Source organism: Fibrobacter sp. (assembly GCF_045112255.1).
Taxonomy (GTDB): Bacteria; Fibrobacterota; Fibrobacteria; order Fibrobacterales; family Fibrobacteraceae; genus Fibrobacter.
In genome coordinates this window covers 54,472-71,335 of the sequence record NZ_JBGUHR010000029.1, presented here as the reverse complement: position 1 = coordinate 71,335, position 16,864 = coordinate 54,472, and the positions used below count along the sequence as shown (strand labels likewise).

17 protein-coding genes are annotated in these 16,864 nt (G+C 47.1%); 3 read left to right on the top strand and 14 right to left on the bottom strand.

Annotation, left to right across the window (positions count from 1 at the left end; genetic code table 11):
- The coding region (locus ACJMM9_RS03280; protein ID WP_405323826.1) for a hypothetical protein at positions 1 to 934 on the bottom strand (934 nt) is incomplete at its 3' end.
- Positions 935 to 1,304: 370 nt separating this feature from the next.
- Here ACJMM9_RS03280 and ACJMM9_RS03275 point away from each other — a divergent pair.
- From ACJMM9_RS03275 to ACJMM9_RS03265, 3 genes are all read left to right on the top strand, one after another.
- Positions 1,305 to 2,351 (top strand): Rpn family recombination-promoting nuclease/putative transposase, encoded by a 1,047-nt coding sequence (locus ACJMM9_RS03275; protein ID WP_405323824.1) that lies wholly within the window; start codon positions 1,305 to 1,307, stop codon positions 2,349 to 2,351.
- 186 nt (positions 2,352 to 2,537) lie between these two features.
- On the top strand, positions 2,538 to 4,040 hold the full coding sequence (locus tag ACJMM9_RS03270; RefSeq protein WP_405323823.1) for a RimK family protein: 1,503 nt from the start codon (positions 2,538 to 2,540) through the stop codon (positions 4,038 to 4,040).
- 41 nt (positions 4,041 to 4,081) lie between these two features.
- Positions 4,082 to 5,368 carry a glutamate-cysteine ligase family protein gene (locus ACJMM9_RS03265; protein ID WP_405323821.1) on the top strand — a complete coding sequence of 429 codons (1,287 nt, stop codon included), beginning with the start codon at positions 4,082 to 4,084 and terminating at the stop codon, positions 5,366 to 5,368.
- Between the two features lie 6 nt (positions 5,369 to 5,374).
- On the opposite strand, the gene ACJMM9_RS03260 is transcribed toward ACJMM9_RS03265, so the two are convergent.
- The 13 genes from ACJMM9_RS03260 to ACJMM9_RS03200 form a co-directional block, all read right to left on the bottom strand.
- Positions 5,375 to 6,304, bottom strand: coding sequence for a TIGR02172 family protein (locus ACJMM9_RS03260; protein ID WP_405323820.1), 930 nt, complete (start codon positions 6,302 to 6,304; stop codon positions 5,375 to 5,377).
- A gap of 232 nt (positions 6,305 to 6,536) precedes the next feature.
- On the bottom strand, positions 6,537 to 7,841 hold the full coding sequence (locus ACJMM9_RS03255) for an FISUMP domain-containing protein (protein ID WP_405323819.1): 1,305 nt from the start codon (positions 7,839 to 7,841) through the stop codon (positions 6,537 to 6,539).
- A gap of 39 nt (positions 7,842 to 7,880) precedes the next feature.
- Positions 7,881 to 8,546, bottom strand: coding sequence for a hypothetical protein (locus tag ACJMM9_RS03250; protein ID WP_405323818.1), 666 nt, complete (start codon positions 8,544 to 8,546; stop codon positions 7,881 to 7,883).
- Positions 8,546 to 9,196: an OmpA family protein gene (locus ACJMM9_RS03245; protein ID WP_088639682.1), complete on the bottom strand. Its 651-nt coding sequence runs from the start codon at positions 9,194 to 9,196 to the stop codon at positions 8,546 to 8,548. Before ACJMM9_RS03245 ends, ACJMM9_RS03250 begins: the two co-directional genes overlap by 1 nt.
- Positions 9,197 to 9,198: 2 nt before the next feature.
- Entirely contained in the window at positions 9,199 to 11,064 is a 1,866-nt protein-coding gene (locus ACJMM9_RS03240; protein WP_405323816.1) for a fimbrial protein, read from the bottom strand.
- A gap of 7 nt (positions 11,065 to 11,071) precedes the next feature.
- Positions 11,072 to 11,989 carry a hypothetical protein gene (locus ACJMM9_RS03235; RefSeq protein ID WP_405323814.1) on the bottom strand — a complete coding sequence of 306 codons (918 nt, stop codon included), beginning with the start codon at positions 11,987 to 11,989 and terminating at the stop codon, positions 11,072 to 11,074.
- Between the two features lie 9 nt (positions 11,990 to 11,998).
- Positions 11,999 to 12,715 carry a right-handed parallel beta-helix repeat-containing protein gene (locus ACJMM9_RS03230; RefSeq protein ID WP_405323812.1) on the bottom strand — a complete coding sequence of 239 codons (717 nt, stop codon included), beginning with the start codon at positions 12,713 to 12,715 and terminating at the stop codon, positions 11,999 to 12,001.
- Positions 12,712 to 13,551: a hypothetical protein gene (locus ACJMM9_RS03225; RefSeq protein ID WP_405323810.1), complete on the bottom strand. Its 840-nt coding sequence runs from the start codon at positions 13,549 to 13,551 to the stop codon at positions 12,712 to 12,714. The genes ACJMM9_RS03230 and ACJMM9_RS03225 overlap by 4 nt, the downstream gene beginning before the upstream one ends.
- Positions 13,552 to 13,618: 67 nt before the next feature.
- A complete protein-coding gene (tadA, locus tag ACJMM9_RS03220; protein ID WP_405323808.1) occupies positions 13,619 to 14,218 on the bottom strand; it encodes a tRNA adenosine(34) deaminase TadA in 600 nt (199 codons plus the stop codon).
- 8 nt (positions 14,219 to 14,226) lie between these two features.
- Positions 14,227 to 14,505: a hypothetical protein gene (locus ACJMM9_RS03215; RefSeq protein WP_405323807.1), complete on the bottom strand. Its 279-nt coding sequence runs from the start codon at positions 14,503 to 14,505 to the stop codon at positions 14,227 to 14,229.
- Positions 14,506 to 14,681: 176 nt separating this feature from the next.
- Positions 14,682 to 15,674, bottom strand: coding sequence for a putative heme d1 biosynthesis radical SAM protein NirJ2 (gene nirJ2 / locus ACJMM9_RS03210; RefSeq protein ID WP_405323805.1), 993 nt, complete (start codon positions 15,672 to 15,674; stop codon positions 14,682 to 14,684).
- 239 nt (positions 15,675 to 15,913) lie between these two features.
- Positions 15,914 to 16,270 carry a hypothetical protein gene (locus tag ACJMM9_RS03205; RefSeq protein WP_405323803.1) on the bottom strand — a complete coding sequence of 119 codons (357 nt, stop codon included), beginning with the start codon at positions 16,268 to 16,270 and terminating at the stop codon, positions 15,914 to 15,916.
- A 194-nt stretch (positions 16,271 to 16,464) separates the two neighbouring features.
- On the bottom strand, positions 16,465 to 16,818 hold the full coding sequence (locus ACJMM9_RS03200; protein WP_405323801.1) for a hypothetical protein: 354 nt from the start codon (positions 16,816 to 16,818) through the stop codon (positions 16,465 to 16,467).
- Positions 16,819 to 16,864: the final 46 nt, after the last annotated feature.

Genomic DNA, 16,864 nt, shown 5'->3' with positions numbered 1-16,864 from the left:
AGACATTCCAACCATACAGGAAATCATCATCCTGCCCATAATTAGCCGTTAAAATAAAACGCTTATATTGAAGCACAACATTCAATTCAAAACTGGAATTTGATGTACTGATAAAATATTCTCCACCGATGCCACCTGTATAGAAAAATTCATAATAATAATGTCGCCTTCTCAAATCTCTTTCACGGTCATCTTTTTTTAGCTTCACTTGCTTCATAATCCATGGATTAAATTCTGATTCAGGATATTTATTTTTAAAAGCAATCAGTTTCTCTATCAATGAATCAAAAATATGAGAGTTATCAAAATCTTCTTTGGTATAACTTCCACCACTAAAACGAGCATATTGAAAAGAATCTCTATCAGGCGGAAGACCTGCATAATAATCACTACGTTTAGAAACATAGTTAAACCTTGTATTTTTCAAGATGACCTTTAATAAAATGGTAAAATCCTTATATTCTTGATTAGCCGTTCCATCTGATATCCGGTCTAGCTGTTTTTGAAAGTCTGCTTCTGTTATCAAATGCATTGTTCTATTAGCATAAGCCATCAATTCATCATCAAAAGCAGAATATGGCGCTTTATTACTACAGTAACCGAATTCATTATCATAACTTTCATTAATATAACGGAAATGCTCATTTACCAGCGTGACTAAAGCAGAATCATACTGATTCATCATAAGATAAATCTGCAACAACTCATAATTGTCCAACGCACGTTCATCATAACCAGAATTTTCCAACACTTTTACAAATCGAAAAACTTCACTCGAATCCTGTTCCTGCAAAGCAGATAATAAAGAATCTCTAACATTTGCCAAAGTCTGTTTTTCAGGAGAATCGGTAAAAGCAGGTAACGGATAAATGTTACAGTCATTTGCAAAAACAATAACATTCAACAGCAAAACAAATAAAAGACAAATTCGCATACGCATATAAAATAAGATACATTTTTTCACGTTGAAAATGTGTATTTTTAGTGTTTTATCGTCCGCAACACGCCCTACAACACGTTGTTTTTTAATTAGTTTTTTCCATTATACGACGAGAAAGGCCCGCTGACAGAGGCGTACGCATCCACGAGCGGGAACATTCCTTCTCGCAGTTGTAGGTCCGGTATTGACGGAAGCGGTGGCTTGGACCACCCCTGCCTTGGAAGACCCATGCGGAATACGCTGCGATACATATCCCGATAGCACTGAAGTGTATCGGCTTTAAATGATCAATCAACAACAATACACCCAAAGTGTACGTTTTTGACGTACACATTCTTCCGCCATTTGACGGAATTGGAGATCTATGACTAGAGAACAATATGCAGCAATGCTCAAGGACGTTAGCGAAACACACAAAGCAGGTGGCGACACTGCCGCTTGCATCGCTAAATACAATGAACGCTATAAGTTCATGTACATCTACAATGACAATGTGTTTAAAATTCTTTTCGGGAGTCCAGAGAATGAAAAAATCACCATTGATTTTCTCAATGCGGTTCTTGGCCTCATCGGAAGCGACTGCATCAACAACCTTGCCTACATCAATCCCGCTCTCCCCGACGCTTTCGGCAAGAGCATCACCTCGGACATCGTGGCTACCGATCAGCGGCTTGACCGAATTGTACTTGAAGTGCAACATGTCGAAGACGATTCGTACAACGGTCGTTTAGTTCTTTACACGGCAAAACACACTATAGCAAGCCGCATTAAAGGTGAAGACTACGCTTTGCAGAATCTGAACCTTATCAGCCTCCAAATGTTTGACGGATTCCCGAATTCACCTAATTACAGACACTGTATTCGCCTCAAAAATCAGGAAAACGAAGAATTCTACGACAAGCAAACCATTACGCTCGTTGAAATTCCCAAATTTTTAAAAGGGAACTTCGCCACCGACAACAGCCGAATCGCACAATGGCTCCGCGTAATTGACGGATTAAACAATGAAACGTCCGTAACCGTTCCCGAAGGCTCACCATTCGCTCTATTGCAGGAAAAAGCCAAATTGAGTATATTTACAGAGGAATTTCTTGTTAGCGAGGCTATGAAAATGAGCGACCACAAGTACGAACTCTACGTTGAAAAGAAACACGCCCGTAAAGAAGGCCTCGAAGAAGGACGTGCAGAAGGAAGAGTTCAAGGAAGAGCCGAAGGTCGAGCTGAAGGACGCGCCGAAGGACGCGCTGAAGGACGAGCTGAAGGACGCGCCGAAGGACGCGCTGAAGGTCGAGCCGAAGGGCTTCGTGAAATGGCAGCAGCCATGCTTGCGGATGGCGATTCAGTGGAAAAAGTTATGCGAATTTCCAAGCTCCCTGAATCCGAAGTTCTCGCAATAAAAGCAAATTTGTGATACTAAGAAATATTTTATACATTCTTAAACGGTCTGGACATTTCCAGCCCGTTTTCTTTTACCCTTTTCCCCACCTCGCTTTACAATTCTTGAAATATTGAGCTATCTTTATAGCGTCAAAAAGCAAAGAGGTTTTTGGCACGCACGACGCAACTTCGCCATGAAGACGCCACACGTGCAAACATTATGAAAAAAATAATTGTCGTGAACACGCCAAAGAATTGGAAGTTCCACATTCCCGAAGCCGAAATCGTCTCGGCAAAAGACTACCTTACTAATCCCGAATTTACAACACAGAAAAACGTTCGCGTTTTCAACTTGTGCAAGGACTACAGCTACCAGAGCAAGGGCTATTATGTAAGCCTGCTTGCCGAAGCGCGTGGTCACAAGGTCATCCCGAACGTCAAGAACATCCGCGACTTCAAGGCACCTGCGGTCGTGAAAATCATCAGCGACGATATCGACGAGCTGATCCAGAAGAGTCTCCGCAAATTGACGGGTACGGAATTTATACTTTCTATTTACTTTGGGCAGAACGTGAGTCCGCAATACCTGGAACTATCGCAAGCGCTTTATCGCCTTTTCCAGGCTCCGCTGCTTCGCGCCAAGTTCGTGTTCAAGCAAAAATGGTTCATCCAGTCCATCCGCCCGATTAGCGTTGACGAAATTCCTGAGACGCACAAGGACATGGTCGATCAGTTCGCCATTGAATACTTCCAGAAAGAGCGCTTTGTGTCGCCTAAGACCGAAGAATACGTTTACGATCTCGGCATTTTAACGAACCCCGAAGAAGTGGAACCGCCGAGCAATAAGGAAGCCATCCAGCTCTTTATCGAAGCTGCTCAAGAAACGGGTTTCCGCGTGGAAATGATCACCAAGACGGACTACCACCGCGTCGGTGAATTTGACGCCATCTTCATTCGCGAAACGACAAACGTCAACCACCACACGTATGCATTTGCACGCCGTGCCCAGAGCGAAGGCATCGCCGTCATCGACGACCCCGACAGCATCTTGCGTTGTTCGAATAAAGTTTATCTACAAGAACTGATGACTGTCGGCAAGATTCCCGCCCCCAAGACGATTATCGCCCACAGCGAAAACCGCCACACGCTTGCAAAGGAACTCGGCTTCCCCATGGTCATCAAGACCCCGGATTCGAGCTTCAGCATGGGTGTCAAAAAGGCGAACAACAAGGAAGAACTCGAAAAGATTCTCGACTCGATGTTCGAACACAGCGACTTGCTCATCGCACAGGAATTTACGCCCACGGATTTCGACTGGAGAATCGGCATTCTCGACGGCAAGCCGCTCTACGCCTGCAAATATTACATGGCAAAGAACCACTGGCAGATTTACAACTGGGACAGCAAAAACAAGAATGAAACTTGCGGTAAGTGGGATTGCCTCCCGATCGAAAGCGTACCGCACGGCATCGTGAAAACGGCTCTCCGTGTCGCAAGCCTTATCGGTAATGGTCTTTACGGTGTTGACCTCAAGGAAATCAACGGTCATCCGGTCGTGATCGAAGTGAATGATAACCCGAGCATTGACCACGGCATCGAAGATCTTGTCGGCAAAAAGAAGATTTATCTCGCCGTGATGAGAAGCCTGCGCCACCGCATTGAAGACCGCCAAAACGCAGCTCAGCAAAAGGTCCTGCAACACGAAAGAGATATGTTTTTATAAAGCGCCTATCCCTATAACAAATAACTATTGACTAACTACTAATGACTAACTACAAACTTTGGGAACGCTTCGGCGTCGAAATGGAATTCATGATTGTCGATCGCGACACGCTCAACGTGCTGCCTCGCGCCGATGTCCCGCTTGGAAAAGACAAAGACGGCAATCAACTCTCCGATGTGGAATACGATGATATCGGACTTTCGAACGAACTCGTGAGCCACGTGCTGGAATTCAAGTGCGCACACCCCAAGTCCACATTTGACGGGCTTGGCAAGCGATTCTTCCACGAGATTCGCCGCGCAAACAAGAAGCTCGAAAAGATCAACGCCATGCTTTTGCCGAGTGCCTGCCATCCGTTCATGGATCCGGCAGAAATGCAACTCTGGCCATACGATTGCCTCGACATTTACCAGACTTACGACCGCATTTTCAACTGCAAAGGCCACGGCTGGGCAAACCTCCAAAGTACGCACCTGAACCTTTCTTTTGACGGTGACGAAGAATTTGGCGAACTCCATGCAGCGATTCGTTTGCTGTTGCCACTCATTCCCGCCATTGCCGCAAGCAGCCCGTATCTCGACGGCAAGTACACCGGCTATCGTGATGCCCGCATCGAAGTTTACCGCCACAACCAGGACAAAGTTCCTGAAATCACGGGGCAAGTCATCCCGGAACAGGCATACAGCTACGATGAATACAACAAGATGATTTTTGACAAGGTGAAGAAGGCTATCGCCCCGTACGATACCGAACACTTGCTGAATCATTTCTTCTTGAACAGCCGTGGTGCCATAGCCCGTTTTGATCGCGGAGCAATCGAAATCCGCCTCGTCGATATTCAGGAATGCCCGAACGCCGACATCGCCATCGTCGAGCTTGAAATCGCGACACTCAAGGCCATTGTGAACGGCAAGTTTGCGAGCACTTCACACACGCTCAAGGAATACCGCGAATTCTTGCGCAACTTCGATACGACGCGCCTTGCAGAACTCCTCGCCAAGACCACAAAGGATGCCGAAAACGCGACCATCGACTGGCTAGAATACCTCAGTGTATTTGGCATGAATGTTGCGGACGCTTCCATGAGCGCAGCCAACAGCGCCCCGATTACCGCCGGCGATATTTGGAAGCACATCTACAGCGTCGTGAAAAACGACCTCACCGAAGTCTCGCAAAGCTTCATGGAAAAAATGCTCGAACGAGGAACGCTCTCCAGCGCCCTCTACAGAGCACTCGGCGATGCCCCCGCCCACGAGGCGTTCGTCACGGAATACAAAAAATTGGCCGATTGCCTCGCCCACAACCGGCTCTATGGAATTAACGAATAAAATCGCTTACAATCCCAAGTCTTTTTTAGCTACCTGGAAATTCATTTCCAGGTATTTTAAATTTTCGCTTTCAGCAAGCAGATGCTCAAAGTCGAGAATCGGGAACAGCACATACGGCTTGACGCGAGCATCAACCAAAGATAAAATTTCAGGACTATCCGCACCAAAGTAATACTTTGCAAATGCGATCCAACATTTGCGCATGGTCGCCGCATCCATATAATGCGCCGCCAATAAAAAATCATCTGGCAAATAATGACAGAAATAGTAATAACAACCTAAATCATAAAGTGGATTGCCACATGCAAATTCGCCAAGATCAATAAAATATGCCCCATTATCATTAATAATTAAATTGCCCGTCTGCAAATCCCCATGAAGGCAACGCAAGACCTTTGGCGTATCTTTTATCAGCTGCCGAACATATTCAGCAACGTCTCCAACAATCATTTTCGAGGAATCCAGCAGTCGAGAATATTTTTCTTCAGCATCCTGAAAAGCCCCTGGAGCACATGATGTCGAATGCAATTTTTTGCAGTTGTCCGCAAAGATTTTGATATATTCCTCAAGCCGTTCAGGATCTTCGCCCACGCATTTCGAAATAGAACGCTTGCCATCGATGCGCTCATAAATCAGCCCCAGACGACCATCCTGTTCGACAATGTCGCCAACTCGTGGCGTCGGAATTCCAAGCGAAACAACCTTCCGGCAAATATCCTGCTCGCGGAGCAATTCCTCCTTTGTCGAGCAAAAACCCGGAAAGCCTAATTTCAGCATCCACTTGCCATCCGGACTATTGAAGTTCTCGGAATTATGACGATTGCTAAACATCGTCCATTCTGATAAATTTATTTTCTCCATAAAGAGAAAAATAAACCATTTTTTAACGCAAATCACAAAAAAATTTGCTTTTTGCCATTTTTTTGAAATTTTCAAAGAATCGATAAAGTGAACATCCTCACACCGTGATATTGTTCACATAGAAAAAGCCCCATGACTAAATATATTTGAAGCATCAAAAAGGAAAAGGAGGGTGTATATGGAACCGCATAGTCGCAGTAACGATGGCGATGATTATATTCCGCCATTCAAACCATAACGCTGTTACATTAATGCAAAAAAACGGGTCCGCAAGGACTCGTTTTTTAATTCCTAATTCTATTTTTAATTATTCCTCTTTGACGCAACGAACAGAAAACTCGCTTGTTGCAGGGCGTTCAATGACCGTGGGGGCACTTTCATAATAATTGATCCACAAAGCATTAGCGACATTATCCGATTCATTGTCGATCCAGAAATACGCGCTCGACTTGAGATCAAAATAATCTCCACCATCCTTGCCGCCAGCAGGCTTTGCATCAAAGCCCCAGAAATTAAGTCCCTTAGAAGCCTTGGCATTCCATCCGTCAACCGAGCGTAATGCAGAAGCGGATCCGGCCTTGCGGACTAAAGCATGATAATCGGAGCGTTTCGGCAAGCGCCAACCTTCTGGGCAAATAGACTTCGCAGCCTCAAGCGTATAAAGACGACCGTATTCTTCACATTTTGCCTTTTCATCGTTATAGCAATGGCTGCCCTTTACATCCAAGTTCATGTTATCAGCCATCCATGTAACGCCAAAAGCTGTCGTCGTCCTGTATGTTTTACCTTCTATTTTCAAAGTGCCGTAATCATGCGGAATCTTTTCAAGATACGAAGAATCCAAAGCACCTGAATAATCAACGGATCTCAAATCGGTAACACAGCGCACAGACATTCCATGATCCTTGTAGAAATTGCCAGGCAAGAACTCATTCATATCATGGCGTAAATGCCAGCCATAGGCCGTTCCTTCATCCTTTTCTGACGCGGACCAGAAAAAGGCATATTTGCCAACGCTCATAAAAGTTTCACCATCGTTATTGCGACGCCCGGATGCCTTACCATTAAAGCCAAAACGGTTTGCCGGAGTATTGACGCTATCCGCTTTATCCCAACCATCAACGGATTTTAGGCTAGTGCCATTCCCTTCACCACCATTATTAGAATCCACATAGGCAAGCATTCTTTCCCATTCCGTCGTATTCGGAACACGCCAGCCATCAGGACAAACGCCCTGGGTTTCTGTATAAGCGGCAAACAAAGGAACCGTTAAGTACTCTTTTCCAAGATTCATAGCGGCAGTCCAGGAATACAGGCGGCCATACTTGGAACAGTTTTTATCATCCTGATGGCACCAGGTGTTCTCCTTGAGACTTGGCATAGCCGTAGAATCCGCATAACGCAGATTTTCAGTCATCCAAAAGAGATCGCCAATCTTGGCGACTCCATATTCATTGCCATCGCGAGGATCGATTAGCTTACCATCTTTAATTTCAGCTCTGGATGAACCGGGTAAAGTTATTTCTTCTTGCGAAGAACACCCCACAACACCAGAAAGCGATGCCGCAGCCGCCAAGGTGATGAAATTTTTGAAATTAAAAATTGTACTCATAACTATTCCTTATAAAGTTTAGCTATGAATAATATACAATTACTTTTTTTCCTGGGGTACTAATCTATCCACGATTCTGAACAAATCGTTGTAAATTTCGAGGAAGTCTTCGATCCAGATCGGGTCATGTTCGCCCACAATGTGGAACGTTTCTTCGAGCGTATGGAGCGAGTTGTACAGGCCGACCATAGAACTTGTCGGTTGGACAAAGCCACCGCTATAAGCAGAGGTTGCGACAACTCGGGCACGGTAGCTTCGGCGGAGTCGCGCAATCAGAGCACTGCGGAGCGCCAATAGTTCATCGTGCGCGACAAGGAACTCGCCCTTCTGTATCCAAGTTTCTACAAGATTCAGGCGGCGGTTGATGGAATCGCGCTCGGTCGCCGGAACAAGCATTTTCTTCGTTTCAAGAGTCGAACGGATTCGTGCAACAATCTTGTTCAGCAAATCCACATTCCAGAAAATCATCGGAGGGCGCGAATCGGCCTTGTTCGTCTCGAGAGCAGGCTTGTGCGCCTGAATCCAGCGCTCGAGTTTTTCTGCAACGAGCTTTGCCTCAGGGTAGCGATCCACAGCCACGTATTCCTGGGCACGTGTGCAAAGCGTATCCGCATAAACCATCCGCCAATGCGAAAGCTTGCCAGTCTTGCGAATGGCATCAATACTCTCCTTGATTCCAGATAGTTTTTCGGCAAGCTCTTCCATTAGGGCGTCACCTCTGCTGTTTTGTTCGACTGGAGCGGAGTCACGCCGATTTCCACACGACGGTTCAAGCGACGGTGTTCATCGCTATCGTTCGGATACTTCGGACGGTGTTCGCCAAAGCCTGCGGCAAAAAGCCTGTCGGGCGGGAAGCCCATTTTCACGAGCATCTTGACCACGTTCACGGCACGTTCCGTAGAAAGGTTCCAGTTCGTATAGGAAGTCGAGCCGCTAAACGGAATGTCGTCCGTAAAGCCGCTCACCATGATCACGTCTGTAGAATCAAGCGCTTCGAGAAGGCCCTTGCTGATGCCACGAATCACGCCCTCGCCTTCCTTGGTGAGGTTTGCGCCGTTGATCGGGAAAAGGAAACTCGCCTGGATCTGGATTTTGCCATCTTCAAGCGCGATAAGGCCTGCTTCAATAGAAGTCTGCAAGCTCTTGGACAAAAGCGCATTGCGTTCAGCCGCAATCTTACGCATCTGTTCCTGGCAGCTAAGCACTTCTTCTTCGGTACGCGTTAAGTCTTCCGCTTTCTGTTCCTTGAGGGTCGCCATCGCCACAAACGCAAGGATAAAGAGCGAAACGAGGGCCACGCCCAAGTCCGTGTACGCCATCCATGGATTGCTATTTTCGTCTCTATTGCGACGCATGATTAACCTTCAGCTTTAGGTTGAGCGGGGATTGCAGAACGCTGTGTCTGTTCGAGAACTTCGAGCAAGATTTCCTGAGTCTTGACCGCATTTTCCATGAGCACTTCGCTCGCGCGTTCGTGGAAGGCTTCGAGAGACTGGTTCAAGTGTTCGACAAAGTTGTCTTCTTCTTCGTGTTCTGCGGTATCGCCGGAGAGCTTTTCGAGAATCGTTTCAAGACCGCTACGCAGCATTTCGAGGTTCGCGCTGAGTTCGGACTGGTTCACGCGCATAAGTTCTGCGGTTTCCACGATGTTTCCGCCAAGAGCGTCCGTCGCTTCTTTTTCCTTGACCACGCGGTTGTCGATGCTTTCGGTGAGAGCCTTTTGCGCTTCGAGAAGCACACTCGACGTTTCGGAAAGCTTCTGAAATGCGCCGAGAATATCGGAAGAAAGGGCGCCGAGCTTTTCGGAGACATTCTGCGAAAGTTCTGCAGAACCAGCCTGAGCCTTTTCGGCAACCTGGAGAGCCACGTTCTTGAGCGTTTCGAGACCTTCGCGCTGAGAATCCACATTGGCGGTCGTCTTGTCTTCGAGGCGCTGCATAAAGCTTTCCCACTGTTCGCTGGACTGCTTGACCTGTTCAGCAACGGAATCACCGATGCTCTTGGAAGCTTCGTCCATCGCATCCTTAGTAAGGTATGCCACATCCATCGTGCCCTTCGCCACATCCTGAAGCCCAGCCTTAACATCAGCAGCAACACCATCGAGGCCAGCCTTGACATCAGAAGCCACACCGTCGAGCGAACTCTTGACACCGGCAGAAAGACCATCGAGGCTTGCATTCAATGCAGCAGAAATACCATTGAGTTTATCGTCGAGCTTCGAGGGGATTGCCTCAACGGACTTGGAGAGCGCACCGATATTTTCATTGATCGGGCTGAAAGCGTTCGTCACAGAAGCGCCAACGAGTTCACCAAACTTCTGCGTCGATTCATTCATATTCGCCACTGCACCAGCGAGAGAATCATTGACCGTCTTAATCGACGTCGTCATTTCCGTAGAAACCTTCTGGACAGATTCGACAACATCCTGGTTCAGCTTTGAAGTCATGGCAGAGAGTTCCTCGCCCACCATCGAAACAACGCCAGCCAGGCCTTCCTTCACAGAAGAAGCAATTACGGACAAATTCTTTTCAACTGAATCAAAGAGGCGTTCGAGTTCATTTTTGTCTTCTTCAATCACGCCTTCTGCGCTTTCATCTTCTTGCATGTCGAGCGTGAAGGTGTCGAGGTGCGCCATGAATTCATCGCGCTTGGAGCTAAGCACCGTGCGGCTTGCGCTCAAAATCAAAGCGGCGAACAAACCACAAAGGCTAGTACCGAAAATGCCCTTCATATTCTGGAAGAGCACCTGGATCGTATCGAGCGTCCCTTGCGTCGTAGAATTGTCAATTGCGCCACCAGCGGTTGCGACAGACTGCATAAGGCCGAAGAACGTACCCATAAGGCCAAGGAGGATGACCGTTGAACCTACGCTACGATTGAGCTGGATCGAAGAACCCGACGAAAGCACATCAAAGGCAATCGGGGAATCAAGGCGGATGTTCTTTTGCAACAGACGCTTTGCAAGTTCAATTCTTTTTGCAACGACACCCGTTCCCGGTTCTGGATAAGCGTTATCCTTTTCGCAAGAATCGATGATTTCGTCTTCGGCGATAATCTGCCTCATCTTGCGAATAGCAGAAAATTGCTCCACCAAGTAAACAGCCATGATGGCGATCATGATGATCCAGCCAAATGCCGGGGCGCCAAAGTAGAGAGCGCCTGCGATAAGGGCTACAAAACCCACCACCGTCAAAATTAGAATCGTATTGAATGCATTTTTCATTTTTTACCTACACATTCTGCGCTTGATAAGGAGCGACTGTTTCAAACAAGTTCAACTGACCGCGAGAGAACCCGCGAAGGAAAAGGGACCACTTGCTCTGGTACCATTCGATAACCTGAGTCGTAAGCCCCTGGGCGTAATCGCAAAAATCATCCGTAAAAGCCAAAAAGCAGTTTTCGTATGCGTAATGCGGGTTCCAGTAGCGGCCCACATTGCGTGCACAGGACATCGCGGACGAATAATAACGCACCGGACCTTTAGAGGCAAATGCCGCCGCAAAACGCTTTTTCGCAAGCGAATTCAAGGACGTACGGAGCGAGACCACCATGGCATTTTCTTTTTCGCGAAGCGAGGCTTCTAGGCACGGCAAGAGCTTCGACACAGGGTCCACCGCACTTTCAGAAAGCCAGTACTTGCAGAGCTTTTCTTGCAACTGCATCACGCGGCCATGCATACGCACAAACAACGGTTCAGCATCGCTTACCAGCAAGTGGATCGTTGCCGAATAAAAGTTATTGATGTCCTGCTTGTTGTTCTTAACCGTGAGTGCCCAGCCCTTTTCTTCGTCGTGGACTAAGAAATCGCCACCTTCGAGCAAGAGGCGCAAGACTTCATCGGTCGAGAAACGCTGGATCCACTTCGCACGGAACTCGCTATAAAGTTTTTCGCAATCCTTGAAAATCTGCGGGAACCCCGATTCGCAAAGTTTCCAGGCAGACTCGCTGTACGAGATCAGTTCGGAACCGCCGACGTTTGCAGATGGATTGTTAAGCATGGCATCGAGATGTTCAAAGAGCGCAATCGACCACGTGACCATCATGGACTGAGAAAGCGTCGCCACAATAGCCGAGCGATTCGGACGCACGGCCAAGCGAACGCTTGCCCCTGTCATCTTACGTATGGCTCTACGGAAAGCTTCTTCCACGACTACCTCTTAGAAACGCGCTTCAATGTTATGCCACACGTTGCGGCGGACGCGCTTTTTACTAGTCTTCAAATCGGCGGCTTCACTGCGGATATCAGATTCCTGATTGTTGCGGATCAAGTCCGTATCGCCATCAAGCTTGCCTGCAGTTTCAAGATAAAGACCATAGACGTTTTCGGAGATGCTTGTGCCGTTCGAAACGACACGACCAGCCCTCACAGACAAGGCGTAACGGTTGTGTGCAAACGTGCAACGAGCAAGCGTCACATTGGGGCTTTCATCGACCCAGAGGCCATAATAGTTATTGAAGAAATTGACGTTTTCGAGAGTTCCCGTAGAACGGAAAATCGTATTGCGGAAAGCATTCTCGACAGTCAAGTTCTTGATTTCAAAAGGCACCGTACTGGACATGATGTGAAACCCATTCCAGTTCGCCACAGAATCCGCACCACTAAAAATAACGGGCTTATCGTTCGTACCTGCAATTTTTACCGAACCTTGAATCATGAGCTTTGCAAACTCGCCCATCAAGACAGTCACGCCCGGTTCAATGACTAGGGTATCTGTAGCAGCGACAACCACGCCCTGTTCGAGCACATAAGGGCTGTCTTTTTCTTGCAAAAAGACCTTGTTATTTTCGGCAACCGGAAACGGCATGCCAGAAGCAACAGCCGCACAGGCAACTGCCGCTACAGCCACAAGAGAGGAACGGATTAAATTTTTCATTGAATGTTCCTCAACGTGATTTTCTGATTGACATTCATGCTCGAAAGCGTATCACCGGCGACGAGATCGCACACATCAATAACAGCCACGAGATTCATTTCAGCAGATGAGATGATTCCATGAGTGACATCAAAGAGAACCATGCCATCGCCCACGACATAGTCGCTGCTCTTCAGCTGCAAATTCGAAGTCGTATCCGGGAGTTCAAGGTATTTCACGCCCATGTGGATTTTAGCCATGCGAACGCCATCCTGGAGGAAAACGTCCTGCAACGTGAACGTTTTATAAACAGTCGTAGAGCTATTGCCCTTGCCGAAAATCGGCATCTGGCGTTCCCAGGATTCACCAAGCTTCACCGGCTTTTCAGGGAGAAGAGGCTGAGCCTTCAAGAAAAGCGGAATGAGGTTCAGGTCATCTTCGGACGGCATATCAAGCGCGTTTTCGATGGTCGGGTCCGTGATGACGCCATCGTGATCGAGCTTGAACTGGAAATTCTGAATGGATAAATATTTTTCGATATTGCGGAATTCATCGACAGAGCGCTTGTCGCTTGTGTAATCGACGGAATCGATTTTCATTTCGAAGCGGCCCGAGCCATCGTCATACGACATGAGGAGACTCATCGTACTGCGAACATTCACGTGAGTTCGCATGGATTCGGGTTCGTTAACGGAATCGCCAGGAATGCTTGCGTTCAACGTCGATTCGAGAACGAATGTCTGCGGTGAAACGGTTTGCGTGTTAAAAGAAAGATGAATCTCGTTCCGTTCGCAGGAACAAAGGCAAAAAAGCGCAACAGAGAGCGCAGAAATAGCGCTAAACTTGGTAAAATTCATGCATTGAATATAGATATTAGACGAGAGACGAAAGACGAGAGACGAAAGAAAATGCGGCGTAAAAGGCTTAAGCGCGGTCGCCTTTATTGCCGGAGTCGCCTTTTTCGAGGCGCATCTGCTGGAAAAAGCCTTTCAAAAGGCCAAGGCATTCGTCTGCAAGAACGCCGCCCGTGACTTCTACCGCGCGCTTGAGGGCATTGCCGGTAATGACATCAATCGTCGTGCCGCAGCCGCCAAAACGAGAATCCGGGGAACCGTAAACAATGCGGGAAACGCGACTGTTGAGGATAGCGCCAGCGCACATGGGGCATGGTTCAAGCGTCACGTAAAGCGTACAGCCATCCAGACGCCAGTTGTCAAGTGTGCTTGCGGCAGTACCAATCGCGATGATTTCGGCATGGGCGGTCGCATCCTTGAGCTGTTCAACCTGATTGTAGCCCTTCCCTATCACGACTCCGTCTTTAACAATAACGCAACCAATCGGGATTTCCTTCATGTCAAAAGCAATCTGCGCCTGGCGAAGTGCCATACGCATAAAACGTTCATCATCTTGAGAAAAAGACGAGCGTGATTTGTCATCCTGAGCGAAATCACGAAGTGATGAAGTCGAAGGATCCAGTGAAATTTCAGAAGATAGATTTGCGCTGTTATCGGTTACGTTGTTCATACTAGGATTTATTTTCTTTGTTTTTTAAGTGGGAAAAGAAAGGTATACCAAGATACTAAAGATAAAGCAATCCTCATACTTGTATATTCAAAATCCCAAGGGAGATTTCTACAAAGAAGGCACATTTCTCCAAAAATTACAGGTAAAATGAGAAAACGAGCTTTCCACTTTATGGATGGATTATTCGTGAAATTTCCTTCATCCGTCAAGAAAAAAATTACAAATCCATTGATAACGAAGACCAACCAAGCCATATCTTCATTGCATAAATTAAAAAATTCTCTCATCGTTTACTCCTACGAAAAACCGTTCAGGATGACACAGTAAAAAATGCGACTGGATCCTTCCTCCCGAACATAGATACGAGAAATAATGGTTCCCCTACGCTTCGCTTCGAGGATGACAAGGTCGTCAGGATGACGCCCCATCTTTCGTCTGTAGGCCCGCAGGGCCGTTCTCTCGTCTACTTCAGCCCTCTTCCGTATGCGCAGTAGGAGTCTTCTTGCATGTAGTCGCCGTCATGGTAGTAGGCGGCACGGGCACGGCAGCCGCCGCAACGGTCGTTGAACTTGCACTTGGAACAAGCGCCCTTGTAAGCCTTTGTACGCAATTGCTTGAAGATTTCGGCATTCGCCCAGATTTCGTCGAACGGCGTGTCGTGAACATCGCCCGCTTCTTCCATCATGTAAGCGCAGGGGCGCACCTTGCCAATCGGGCTTACGATGCAGTAGTCAAGACCCGCGAGGCAGCCACGGCTGTAACGCGTCTTGATGTCGAGCTGGTCTGCAATGCGGAGGAACTGCGGAGCGCAAGTCGGTTTCACCGGGATGCCGAGCGTACGGCTCTTTTCCATAATCTTGCGGAGGAGACCTTCGTATTCGGCAACGCGGAGCGCATGGCCTTCGATTTCCTTGCCGCGACCGACCGGAATGAGGAAGAATATCTGGTGGTTCACGGCACCGATTTCCTTGACCCAGTCCATGATGTCAAAGATTTCGCTCTGGTTCCAGTCCATGATTGTCGTATGAATCTGGAACGGGAGGCCAGCCGCCTTGCAGTTCTCGATGCCCATCAAGGTCAGTTCAAAAGCGTTCGGGAGGCCGCGGAAATCGTTATGGCGCTTAGGATCGATGCTATCGACGCTAATGCCCATCGCCATGGCGCCAGCTTCCTTGAGCTTGATGGCGAGGTCGTGCGTGATGAGCGTTCCGTTCGTGCCAAACACCGGACGGAGTCCGCGTTCGCGGGCATGGGCCACAAGTTCCACGATGTCTGGGCGGGTCATCGGTTCGCCACCGCTGAAAATCATGATCTTGAATCCGGCCTTCGCAATCTCGTCGATGAGCTTGAGCGCTTCTGATGTCGTGAGTTCGGCAGACTTGTTTTCGCCTGCGTCCTGATAGCAGTGTTTACACGTCAAGTTACACTTATTCGTTGTCATCCAAGAGACGATCATGCCATAGACCTCATTCAAATTGTTTTTTACGCCAGCAAATATAGAAAATGCCCGGTTTTACAACCGGGCACATCAAAGAACGATCATCGTCAATTTTAGTTATAATTATCGCAAGATGTGATTGCAGAACCAGTCACCAGACCTGATCTCTTTTCAGAACAGAAAAATGTACAACTTTTAAAAAAATTACCCGGCTCAATAAAAGCCGGGTAAAATGTTATCAAAGCTATAACGACAAATTAGTCTTCAAAACTATCTCTGACTTCGTCGCAAGACTTCGCTGCAGAGTTCTGATCATAAAGATAGAACGTGACAGCCGTGCCATCGACGCGGAAATCGCAAACCTTTGCTGCGCTACCAGAGCAGCCAGAGCCAACTCTAGCAGAGCCGCCAAGGAGAGTATATTGAGAACGAGCATCAGCACATTGGCTCTTGACAAAATCATCATTTGTGGATTCAAAGCATTGATGAACAGAGACCAAGCCCAAAACGTCAGCCTTTGCATCGCAGGACGTGACATCATCAACAGCCTTGAGTTCGCAACCTGCAAAAATAGCAGCAGAAGCAATCACAGCAGCGAGAACAACTTTTTTCATATTAATTCCTTTTTTGGTGTATAACATTTGTGCAAAAATTACAAATTATTTATAAAAAAAACAATAAACTCACGATAATCATTTATAAAAATTTACATTACACGTCTAAAATTCTCAAAAAAAAGCCAATTTGCCATATTGCATGTTCATTCTTTTTACAATAATCTTCAGAAAAACCTACAAATTAACTAGGCTCACTTATGAGCATAATCTTCATATTTTTTACAATCGGCATTCTTAAACGCAGGTCCATACATATACAAAGTCAATTCTACACCATTTTGGACGGAGTTACAGATTTTCGTAGCCTGCCCCGAGCAACCAGAACTAACAACTGCTGAAGATACGGAAGACGAGCCCAAAAATCCAGTATATTCGCTTGTACAAGCCGCTCTAATATAAGCATCATCTTCAGATTCCACACACGCATGCACATCATACCCAAAAACATTACCCTTCAGATCACAGGATGTAACTTCCTTGACATCTTCACAACCTGTAAAAAGTGCAGCCGCCACAATTAAAGTACCAAGAACGACTTTTTTCATGATTTCTCCTTCGAGAGGTTAATTTTTATCATAAAATAACAAAATA

What these genes read in the sequence shown, in the direction of transcription:
- ACJMM9_RS03200 (WP_405323801.1), bottom strand. Translation starts at nt 16,818, where the DNA reads ATGAAAAAAGTCGTTCTTGGTACTTTAATTGTGGCGGCTGCACTTTTT.
- ACJMM9_RS03270 (WP_405323823.1), top strand. Translation starts at nt 2,538, where the DNA reads ATGAAAAAAATAATTGTCGTGAACACGCCAAAGAATTGGAAGTTCCAC.
- ACJMM9_RS03225 (WP_405323810.1), bottom strand. Translation starts at nt 13,551, where the DNA reads ATGAATTTTACCAAGTTTAGCGCTATTTCTGCGCTCTCTGTTGCGCTT.
- ACJMM9_RS03230 (WP_405323812.1), bottom strand. Translation starts at nt 12,715, where the DNA reads ATGAAAAATTTAATCCGTTCCTCTCTTGTGGCTGTAGCGGCAGTTGCC.
- ACJMM9_RS03275 (WP_405323824.1), top strand. Translation starts at nt 1,305, where the DNA reads ATGACTAGAGAACAATATGCAGCAATGCTCAAGGACGTTAGCGAAACA.
- ACJMM9_RS03255 (WP_405323819.1), bottom strand. Translation starts at nt 7,841, where the DNA reads ATGAGTACAATTTTTAATTTCAAAAATTTCATCACCTTGGCGGCTGCG.
- ACJMM9_RS03265 (WP_405323821.1), top strand. Translation starts at nt 4,082, where the DNA reads ATGACTAACTACAAACTTTGGGAACGCTTCGGCGTCGAAATGGAATTC.
- nirJ2 (WP_405323805.1), bottom strand. Translation starts at nt 15,674, where the DNA reads ATGATCGTCTCTTGGATGACAACGAATAAGTGTAACTTGACGTGTAAA.
- ACJMM9_RS03215 (WP_405323807.1), bottom strand. Translation starts at nt 14,505, where the DNA reads ATGAGAGAATTTTTTAATTTATGCAATGAAGATATGGCTTGGTTGGTC.
- ACJMM9_RS03245 (WP_088639682.1), bottom strand. Translation starts at nt 9,196, where the DNA reads ATGCGTCGCAATAGAGACGAAAATAGCAATCCATGGATGGCGTACACG.
- ACJMM9_RS03240 (WP_405323816.1), bottom strand. Translation starts at nt 11,064, where the DNA reads ATGAAAAATGCATTCAATACGATTCTAATTTTGACGGTGGTGGGTTTT.
- tadA (WP_405323808.1), bottom strand. Translation starts at nt 14,218, where the DNA reads ATGAACAACGTAACCGATAACAGCGCAAATCTATCTTCTGAAATTTCA.
- ACJMM9_RS03250 (WP_405323818.1), bottom strand. Translation starts at nt 8,546, where the DNA reads ATGGAAGAGCTTGCCGAAAAACTATCTGGAATCAAGGAGAGTATTGAT.
- ACJMM9_RS03205 (WP_405323803.1), bottom strand. Translation starts at nt 16,270, where the DNA reads ATGAAAAAAGTTGTTCTCGCTGCTGTGATTGCTTCTGCTGCTATTTTT.